The organism is Cupriavidus sp. WS (assembly GCF_000395345.1).
GTDB lineage: Bacteria > Pseudomonadota > Gammaproteobacteria > Burkholderiales > Burkholderiaceae > Cupriavidus > Cupriavidus basilensis_B.
In genome coordinates this window covers 1-7072 of sequence record NZ_AQPL01000505.1, presented here as the reverse complement: position 1 = coordinate 7072, position 7072 = coordinate 1, and the positions used below count along the sequence as shown (strand labels likewise).

Here is a 7072-nt window from a genome sequence, read left to right as displayed (position 1 = left end):
GGCAGGACGGGCACGCCCGTGCAGGCCATCGCCGAGGAAACGCCGGGCAGCACGCGCGCGCGCTGACCGGCGCCGGTCCGCGCCCGGCCGCGCTCAGGCGGCCGCGAAGCTGACCCGCACCAGCAGCCCGCGGCCTGCGGCGCCGCACAGCAGCGCCAGCGTGGCGCCGTGCGCGCCGGCGATGTCGCGCGCGATGGTCAGGCCCAGCCCGCTGCCGCCCGGCCCCGCGCCCTTGCCGCGGTAGAACGGCTCCAGCACCGCGGCGCGCTCGTCCGGCGCGATGCCGGGGCCGTCGTCCTCCACCTCCAGCAGGCAGGCCGCGCCGGCGCGGCGCGCGCGCACGGTCACGCGGCCGCCGCGCGGCGTGTAACGCAGCGCATTGTCGACCAGATTCACCACCAGCTCGCGCAGCAGCTCGGTGCCCGCCACCCGCGCCGCGCCGTCCGCCTCCACTTCTACTTCGAGCCCCAGGTCGATGCCGCGCGCGCGGGCGTCGGGCATCAGCTCCACGCACACCTCGCGCGCCAGCGCGTCCAGCGCCAGCGGCCGCGCCGGCGCGGTGCCGCCATGCGCGGCGCGCGCCGTGGACAGCAGGCGCTCGGCCAGCGCGGCCATGCGCGCGGTGCTGTCGGCCAGCTCGCGCGCGATGCGGCGCTGCTCGGCCGGATCGTGCTCGCGCGCGGCCAGCTGCGCCTGCGTGTGCAGCACCGCCAGCGGCGTGCGCAACTGGTGCGCGGCGTCGGCGATGAAGCGCCGCTGCGCCGCCAGCACCTGCTCCAGCCGCGCCATGTAGCCGTTCATCGCCGCCACCAGCGGCGCGGCCTCGCGCGGCGCGCTGTCCAGCGCGAGCGGCGTGGTGGCGCCGGGCTGGCGCCGCGCCACCTCGTCGCGCAGCGCGTCCAGCGGCGCCAGCGCGCGCCGCGTGAACAGCCAGATCACCAGCACCACGGCCAGCACCAGCACGGCCTGCCCCCACAGCACGTCGAACAGGATGTTGCGCGTGAGCGCCTGGCGCGAATCGAGCGTCTCGCCCACCTCGATCAGCGCCATGCCGCCACGCGTGCCGCTGGCGTCCATGACCGGCTGGCGCAGCGCGGCGATGCGGATCGGCCGGCCGCGGTAGGTGCGGTCGTAGAAGCTCACCAGCGCCGGATAGAGCCGGGTGCGCGGCTGGCTGGCATCGAACGGCGGCAGGTCGTCGTAGCCGGAGACGAACTCGCCATGCACGCCGCTCACGCGGTAGAACATGGTGGCGTTCATGCCGACCTCGAAGGTGTCCAGCGAGATGTAGGGCGCGTCCACGCGCACGCCGTCGGGCGTGAGCGTGATGCGCTCGGAGATGTTGCGCGCCGACGCCAGCAAGGTGCGGTCGTAGGCCATGTCGGCCGAGGCCAGCGCGTTCGAGTAGGCCACCACGCCGTAGGCCGCCTGCAGCGCCAGCATCGGCGGGATCAGCCACCACAGCAGGCGCGCGCGCAGGCTGGCGGGCCGCTGCCGGCCGGCCGGCGTGCCCGGCTCAGCCACCGGCCGGCTCCAGCATGTAGCCCAGCCCGCGCAGCGTCACGATGGCCGCGCCCGAGCCTTCGAGCTTGCGGCGCAGCCGGTGCACGTAGACTTCGATCACGTCGGGCTGGGCCTCGTCGGCCAGCGTGAAGATGTTGGCGTAGATGCGCTCCTTGCTGACCGCCCTGCCGGGCGGCGTCATCAGGATCTCCAGCACCGCGTGCTCGCGCGGCGTCAGCGCCAGCGGCACGCCGCCCACCTGGAAATGCCGCGCCACGGTGTCGAAGCCGAGGCCACCGCACAGCACCAGCGGCGCCTCGGTCTGCCGCGCGCGCCGCAGCAGCGCCTTGACGCGCGCCTCGAACTCGGCGAGGTCGAAGGGCTTGGCCATGTAGTCGTCGGCGCCCAGGTCGAGGCCGCGCACGCGGTCGCCCACCTCGCCGCGCGCGGTCAGGATCATCACCGGCACGCGGTAGCCGCGCTTGCGCAGGTGCGCCAGCAGTTCCAGGCCGTCGCGGTCCGGCAGGGTCAGGTCCAGCAGCACCAGCGCGTAGTCGCCGCCGGCCGCGCCGGCGTGCGTGCTGAACAGCAGCGATTCGGCGCTGGCCGCGTCGGCCGCGCGCTCCACCGTGAAATGCATGGCGCGCAGCGCCTGCGTCACCCAGGTGGCCAGTTCGTCGTGGTCCTCGACCAGCAGCACTCTCATCCGCGCTTCTCCTCCTGCTTTTTTTGCTTTTCCTGTCACCGGGCGATGCGTCCCGAGATACGTCATGCCGTGCGACGGTTTGCTCCCCTCCCCCGGCCCCTCTCGCCGTGAGGGGAGAGGGAGTGAAAAACGTCGTCGTCTTGATCGGCGCTGGCGCGTCTTGCCGGGCTTCCCGCGCCCCGGGGCGCGCCATGATGCCGTATTCTCGCATCCCGCGTTTGCCGTTATGCTGTTGCCGCCTTCCGCCGCCGCGGCGGCATTTCCTGGGAGAACCGATGGGCCAAGTCCCCGCCGCCGCGCATGTTGTGCGTATTGTCCGTATTGCCTGCGCCGCGCTGGCCGCGTCCTGCGCGCTGCCGGCCGTGGCCGCGCCCGAGTGCATCGTGCCCGCCAAGCCGGGCGGCGGCTTCGACCTGACCTGCAAGCTGGCGCAGCGCGCGCGGCAGGAGGCCGGCATGGCCGAGCCGATGCGCCTCGCCTACCTGCCCGGCGGCATCGGCGCGGTGGCCTACAACACCGTGGTGGCGCAGCGCCCGGCCGAGCCCGACACGCTGGTCGCCTTTTCCAGCGGCTCGCTGCTGGCGCTGGCCGAAGGCAAGTTCGGCAAGTATGGCGCGGCGGACGTGCGCTGGGTCGGCGCGCTGGCCGCCGACTACGGCATGATCGCGGTGCGCGCCGACTCGCCCTACCAGACCCTGAAAGACCTCGTGGCCGCGCTCGCGGCCGATCCCGACCGGGTGCTGTTCGGCGCCGGCGGCACCATCGGCAACCAGGACTGGATGAAGGCCGCGCTGGTGGCGCGCCAGGCCCGCGTGGGCTACAAGCGCATGCGCTTCGTCGGCTTCGAGGGCGGCGGCGAGGCCTTCACCGCGCTGCGGGCCGGCGACGTGCAGGCGGTCTCGGGCGACGCCTCGGAGGCGGCCATGCAACTGGCCACCGGCAACATCCGCATCCTCGCGGTGCTGGCCGAACAGCGCCTGCCGGGCCGGCTGGCCGGCGTGCCGACCGCGCGCGAGCAGGGCTACGACATCACCTGGCCCGTGGTGCGCGGCTTCTACATGGGCCCCAGGGTCGCGCAGGCCGACTACCAGCGCTGGGCGGCGCGCTTCGAGCGCCTGCAGGCCAGCCCGGACTTCGCCCGCCTGCGCGCCGCGCAGGGCCTCTACCCGGTAGGCCCCGCCGCGATGGATGCCGCCGCGCTCGACGCCTACGTCCGGCAGACCGTGCAGCGCTACGCCGCGCTGGCCAGGGAATTCGGCCTGGCCCGCTAGCCTTCGCCGCCGGGGCGCGGCAGCGGCTGCTTGCTGACGCGCTCCTTGAGCCAGGCGGCGGCCTTGCCGAGCGGGCGCTGCTTGTGCCACACCAGCTCCATCGCCACCGGCCAGTCCTGGTCGTCGAACTCCAGCACCGGCGACACCAGTTGCGCCGCCGCCGGCGAATTGGCCGCCACGTGCCACGGCACGAAGGCCCAGCCCAGACGCCGCTTGACCAGCTCCACGATCACCCACTGGCTCTCCACCCACCACACCTCGGCCGCCACGCGCAGGCGTTTTTTCTCCTCGCTGTCGCTGCTGCGCACCGCCACCATCAACTGGCGGTAGCGCTTGAGCTCCTCCCAGCCGACGCGCTGGTCGGCCAGCGGATGGTCCGGCGCGCAGATGATCCGCATCGGCACCCAGCCCAGCGCGCGAAAGCCCAGCTCCGGCGGCAGCACCTCCTGGCGCCACATCAGGCCGAGGTCGGCGCTGCCTTCCAGCACCAGCCGGCTGACGTCCTCCATCAGCGGGAACAGCAGTTCCAGCTCCACCGCCGGGAAGCGCGCGGAGAACTCCTCGAGCATCACGCCCAGCGTCTCCTCCGGGTAGAGCTCGTCGACCGCCAGCACGAGGCGGCTCTCGACGCCCTCGCCCAGGCTCTTGGCCACGCCGCGGAAATGCTCGCAGCGTTCCAGGATCACGCGCGCCTCGGCCAGCAGGCGCTCGCCGGCGGCGGTCAGCGCGGGGTAGCGCCCGGCGCGGTCGAACAGCTGGTTGCCGAGGTCGATCTCCAGGTTGGACACGGCGGTGCTGACCACCGACTGCGCCTTGCCGAGCCGGCGCGCGGCGGCGGAGAACGAGCCGCATTCGGCGGCGGCGGCGAAGGCCTGCAATTGTTCGAGGGAAAGGCTCATGGGCGCTCCGGCCGGCAGCGCGAATGCAGCCGGCATCTATCTGATAAATCGATGGATACCAACTTTACCACTGGCGGATTCTCGATAGAATGGCCGCTGTGTTTCACCAGACAGGAAAGATCATGCGCACCACGAAGGACCGGATCCGCCACACCATCGGCTTCGAGGTCATCGGCCTGTGCCTCTTCGCGCCGCTAGGCAGCCTCGTGTTCGGTTTCGCGCTGCACCAGATGGGCATCCTCGCGGTGGTCGCCTCGGTCATCGCGGCCGGCTGGAACTACCTCTACAACCTGCTGTTCGACAAGGCCATGCTGCGGCTCACCGGGCAACTGCGCAAGCCGGTGGCGGTGCGCGTATTGCACGCGCTGCTGTTCGAAGGCGGCCTGCTGGTGGTGTTCCTGCCGATGGTGTCGTGGTACCTCGACATGAGCCTGCTCGACGCCTTCCTCATGGACATCGCGGTGGCGGCCTTCTACGTGGTCTATGCCTTCTTCTACAACTGGGCATACGACGCGGCGTTCCCGCCCGGCAAGGCCGCCGCGAATCCGAAGCCGGCGGCGCTGCCGGAGCCGTGCGGCCGGTAGGCGCGGCAACGGCGCAATAAAAAACGGATGCCGCGGCATCCGTTCTTGTTCGCGCGCCGCGCCGGCGCGCCACGCTCAGCGCCGTTCCGGCGTGGCCACGTTGCCCACCACGCCGCCCAGCGCCGCGCCGCCGATGGTCGCGGCCGGGCCACCGATCAGGGCCGCGCCGGCCACGCCGCCGACGCCGGCGCCGATCGCGGTGTTGCGCTGCTTGGGCGTCATGTCGGCACAGCCCGCCGCGGTCAGCAGGGTGGCCAGCACGAGAGTCAGGGTCACGGTACGCATGATGGGGCTCCTTGTCGGATTGCCGCGCCGGGCGCAAACCCGGGCACGATGCATACAGACAGTATGGCGGCTGGAAAGGCACTTCGCGAGCGGGCGGAGGCCGAACCTGCTGTCAGCGGATTCCCACAAACGCGGCCTTGGCAAGCGCGCCGATGCCGATCGCCAACACCGGCCGAAATCTGAAAGCGGCGTCATCCGTGGCGCCGTGTCCGTGCGTTAACATGGGCACCATGCCGAAACGCCGCTCCCCCTTTGCCCGCCGCCTGCCGCTTCTCTGCGCCGCGGCGCTGCTGTTCCTCAACGGCCTGCCGGCCGCCGATGCCAGACCCGCCGCCAAGGCGGTCCGCGCCAGCACCCACGCCGCGAAGCACGAGGCCGCCGAAAGCGCGCCGGCCGCGCCACGCTCGGGCCTGCCAGCCGGCGTGACCGCCGCGCTCAGGCACGCCCACATCCCGCTGGCCGCCACCAGCTTCTACGTCATCAAGGTCGGCGCGCCGGCGCCGCGCGCGAGCTGGAACGCGCAGGCGCCGATGAACCCGGCGTCGACCATGAAGCTGGTGACCACCTTCGCCGGCCTGCAGCTGCTCGGGCCGGCCTACCGCTGGCAGACCTCGCTCTACGCCGACGGCCAGCCCGGTCCGGACGGCACCATCAACGGCAACGTCTACCTGCGCGGCCAGGGCGACCCCAAGCTGGTGCCGGAGGAAATGGCCAAGCTGGTGGCCACCGCGCGCAGCGCCGGCGCCGCCACCATCAACGGCGACCTGGTGCTGGACCGCAGCTTCTTCGACACCGCCATCGACAACGGCAGCACCATCGACGGCGAGACCCAGCGCGCCTACAACGTCAGCCCCGACGCGCTGCTGTACGCCTTCAAGACGCTCTCGTTCACGCTCACGCCGGACCCCGCCAGCGAGACCGTGGCGGTCTCGGTCACGCCGGCGCTGGCCCAGCTCAAGCTCGACAACCGCCTGGCGCTGTCGCGCGGCAAATGCGGCGACTGGCGCGCGCGCGCCAACCCGCTGATCACGCCGCAGCCGGACGGCACCGTGCTGGCCTCCTTCGACGGCAGCTACGCGGCCGACTGCGGCGAGCACGTGGTCAACATCGCCGCGCTCTCGCACAATGAATTCGCCTGGGGCGGCTTCGTCGCCGAATGGCAGGCCGCGGGCGGCCACTTCACGCACCTGCCCGCGCTGCGCATGGGCCGCGCGCCGCGCGGCGCCTTCCTGCTGGCGCGCCACTACGGCCAGCCGCTGTCGGAGATCGTGCGCGACATCAACAAGTATTCGAACAACGTGATGGCGCGCCAGCTCTACCTCACCATCGGCGCCGAAGTGGACCGCGGCGGCCCCGCCAGCACGGCACGCTCGGCCAAGGTGGTGCAGCGCTGGCTGAGCCGCCAGGGCCTGGACATGCCGGACCTCGTGCTGGACAACGGCTCGGGCCTGTCGCGCGAGGAGCGCATCAGCGCCTACGACATGTCGCGCCTGCTGCAGCAGGCGCTGGCCAGCGACGTGGGACCGGTGCTGATCGACTCGCTGCCGATCCTCGGCGTGGACGGCACGCTGCGCAACCGCCTCACGCGCGCGGGCGCCGCCGGCAATGCCTACATGAAGACAGGCACGCTGTCGGACGTGCGGGCGCTGGCGGGATATGTGGATGCGCTCAACGGCGAGCGATATGTGGTGGTCAGCTATATCAATCATGCGAATGCTTCGGCTGGGCAGCAGGCGCATGATGCTTTGTTGCAGTGGGTTTATCAGGGGGCGCCCTGAGGTTCGGCTTCTTAACGTCAAGATCAAAGTCAACGGCTGAACGTCA

Annotated in this window: 7 protein-coding genes; 3 read left to right on the top strand and 4 right to left on the bottom strand. The window is 72.0% G+C overall.

Going from position 1 to position 7072, the window contains the following annotated elements; translation table 11 throughout:
- Positions 1 to 93: 93 nt before the first annotated feature.
- On the bottom strand, positions 94 to 1524 hold the full coding sequence (locus K206_RS0132910; protein ID WP_020206557.1) for a sensor histidine kinase: 1431 nt from the start codon (positions 1522 to 1524) through the stop codon (positions 94 to 96).
- The gene (locus K206_RS0132905; RefSeq protein ID WP_020206556.1) at positions 1517 to 2209 is read right to left on the bottom strand and encodes a response regulator; all 693 of its coding nucleotides are present in this window, start codon (positions 2207 to 2209) and stop codon (positions 1517 to 1519) included. Before K206_RS0132905 ends, K206_RS0132910 begins: the two co-directional genes overlap by 8 nt.
- Before the next feature lie 275 nt (positions 2210 to 2484).
- On the opposite strand from K206_RS0132905, the gene K206_RS0132900 reads away from it, so the two are divergent.
- On the top strand, positions 2485 to 3480 hold the full coding sequence (locus K206_RS0132900; RefSeq protein WP_020206555.1) for a tripartite tricarboxylate transporter substrate binding protein: 996 nt from the start codon (positions 2485 to 2487) through the stop codon (positions 3478 to 3480).
- Here K206_RS0132900 and K206_RS0132895 read toward each other — a convergent pair.
- Entirely contained in the window at positions 3477 to 4379 is a 903-nt protein-coding gene (locus tag K206_RS0132895) for a LysR family transcriptional regulator (protein WP_029044364.1), read from the bottom strand. The genes K206_RS0132900 and K206_RS0132895 overlap by 4 nt on opposite strands.
- Before the next feature lie 122 nt (positions 4380 to 4501).
- Here K206_RS0132895 and K206_RS0132890 point away from each other — a divergent pair, with 122 nt between their 5' ends.
- A complete protein-coding gene (locus K206_RS0132890; RefSeq protein WP_020206553.1) occupies positions 4502 to 4963 on the top strand; it encodes a PACE efflux transporter in 462 nt (153 codons plus the stop codon).
- 75 nt (positions 4964 to 5038) lie between these two features.
- On the opposite strand, the gene K206_RS0132885 is transcribed toward K206_RS0132890, so the two are convergent.
- Positions 5039 to 5248, bottom strand: a complete 210-nt coding sequence (locus K206_RS0132885) for a hypothetical protein (protein ID WP_020424007.1) — start codon at positions 5246 to 5248, stop codon at positions 5039 to 5041.
- A gap of 221 nt (positions 5249 to 5469) precedes the next feature.
- On the opposite strand from K206_RS0132885, the gene dacB reads away from it, so the two are divergent.
- On the top strand, positions 5470 to 7026 hold the full coding sequence (gene dacB, locus K206_RS0132880; protein WP_020206552.1) for a D-alanyl-D-alanine carboxypeptidase/D-alanyl-D-alanine-endopeptidase: 1557 nt from the start codon (positions 5470 to 5472) through the stop codon (positions 7024 to 7026).
- Positions 7027 to 7072 lie beyond the last annotated feature (46 nt).

Bases quoted from the DNA above. Each gene is read 5' to 3' on its own strand.
- K206_RS0132905 (WP_020206556.1), bottom strand. From the start codon at position 2,209: ATGAGAGTGCTGCTGGTCGAGGACCACGACGAACTGGCCACCTGGGTG.
- K206_RS0132900 (WP_020206555.1), top strand. From the start codon at position 2,485: ATGGGCCAAGTCCCCGCCGCCGCGCATGTTGTGCGTATTGTCCGTATT.
- K206_RS0132895 (WP_029044364.1), bottom strand. From the start codon at position 4,379: ATGAGCCTTTCCCTCGAACAATTGCAGGCCTTCGCCGCCGCCGCCGAA.
- K206_RS0132890 (WP_020206553.1), top strand. From the start codon at position 4,502: ATGCGCACCACGAAGGACCGGATCCGCCACACCATCGGCTTCGAGGTC.
- K206_RS0132885 (WP_020424007.1), bottom strand. From the start codon at position 5,248: ATGCGTACCGTGACCCTGACTCTCGTGCTGGCCACCCTGCTGACCGCG.
- dacB (WP_020206552.1), top strand. From the start codon at position 5,470: ATGGGCACCATGCCGAAACGCCGCTCCCCCTTTGCCCGCCGCCTGCCG.